2 protein-coding genes are annotated in these 1308 nt (G+C 58.3%); one reads left to right on the forward strand and one right to left on the reverse strand.

What is annotated here, in order from left to right:
- Nucleotides 1-440, reverse strand: a 440-nt coding sequence (locus RLDS_RS30375; protein ID WP_040603477.1) for a site-specific integrase, incomplete at its 3' end; no start/stop codon positions are given.
- 176 nt (nucleotides 441-616) lie between these two features.
- Between RLDS_RS30375 and RLDS_RS30380 the strand changes: the two genes are divergently transcribed.
- The gene (locus RLDS_RS30380) at nucleotides 617-1132 is read left to right on the forward strand and encodes a TIR domain-containing protein (RefSeq protein ID WP_021224400.1); all 516 of its coding nucleotides are present in this window, start codon (nucleotides 617-619) and stop codon (nucleotides 1130-1132) included.
- The last annotated feature ends 176 nt before the right edge of the window (nucleotides 1133-1308 follow it).

Genomic DNA, 1308 nt, shown 5'->3' on the forward strand with positions numbered 1-1308 from the left:
CCTGGGCGATAAGCGCCGTCGAGCATCAGCGTCATCTTTTCGGTCAACCGGAACGGGCAGTGGTCGATCAGGCCCTTATCGAGCGCCCAGCCATAGAACCGGCAGACGGTCGAGACGCGCGCGTTGATCGTGGTCCGGGCATAGGGCTTCCCGGTGTGTGCGCTGGGGTTCTCCAGCATCCGGTTGCGATAGGCAGCGATGACGCGTTCGTCGGCTTCGCGCCATTCGATCCCCGATTGTTCGAGCGAGTCGAACCAATCGTGGAGATGCTCGCCGTAGGTCCGCACAGTTTCCGTAGCGTGGGCGCGGCCGCTTAGCTCTGCATGCTCCATGAGCCAGACGAAGGCCGGCTCGATGATCGCCATGTCGGCGTCGAACAGAATCGGGAAGCCGGCGGGGACATTGGGCACGCCAGAGGCAGCCCGAATCACTGATACCACGGGCCATCTCCCTCGCCCGCACAGGTGCAATTTCGAAAGTAGAGCAACATGCTCGATTTGGCCGAAGCATTTCGATGGAATGGGCGCTTTCCTCGCCATGCCGAAGGGTGTCGCTGCGACCAGCTACCCCAAGCACTCACCGTGCCTGCTGACACCTGGCGCCCGCCTTGATATGAGTGAACGAGGATCAAGGGGGGGAAGCGGTGGCGCGTCGGGTATTCTTTAGCTTTCACTATGACCGTGACGTTCGACGGGTCGTGCAAGTCCGCAATTCCTGGGTGGTTCGTCCAGGTGGCGAAGCGCAGCCTTTCTATGACAAGGCAGAGTTCGAAGAGGCAAAAAGACGCGCGGGCGGCATAGAAAAATGGATCGAGGAGCAGCTCAAAGGCACGTCCGTGACGGTGGTGCTTTTTGGCGCGGAGACGTATGACCGCGAATGGGTCCGGCACGAGATCAAGAGAAGCTACGAGCTTGGGAAAGGCCTATTGGCCATCGACATCCATAGCGTAAAAGATCCGCAACTCGGGACTGATCGACAGGGGACCAACCCTCTCAGCTATTTTACAATAAAGCAGAATGGTCGAGATATTCCGCTGTCAAACCTATACGGGACGTATGATTGGGTTCGGGATAACGGCTATGCCAACATGCCGGCTTGGATCGAAACTGCAGCAAAAGCGGCCGGTCGCTGACATCAATGAGTATTTATGAACTCGCCATACTTGGCGCCGCAACGCCAGAGGAGCGCGCGACACTGACAGCGACGCTCACCGATATCGTTTCCGACTTTGGATTGACGTTGGGGGACGATATAGTTGTGCATAATGCGGAAACGCTGGGTGGGCGGCACAAGCCAGCAGCATTCGCA

Source organism: Sphingobium lactosutens DS20, from assembly GCF_000445105.1.
GTDB classification, from domain to species: domain Bacteria; phylum Pseudomonadota; class Alphaproteobacteria; order Sphingomonadales; family Sphingomonadaceae; genus Sphingobium; species Sphingobium lactosutens.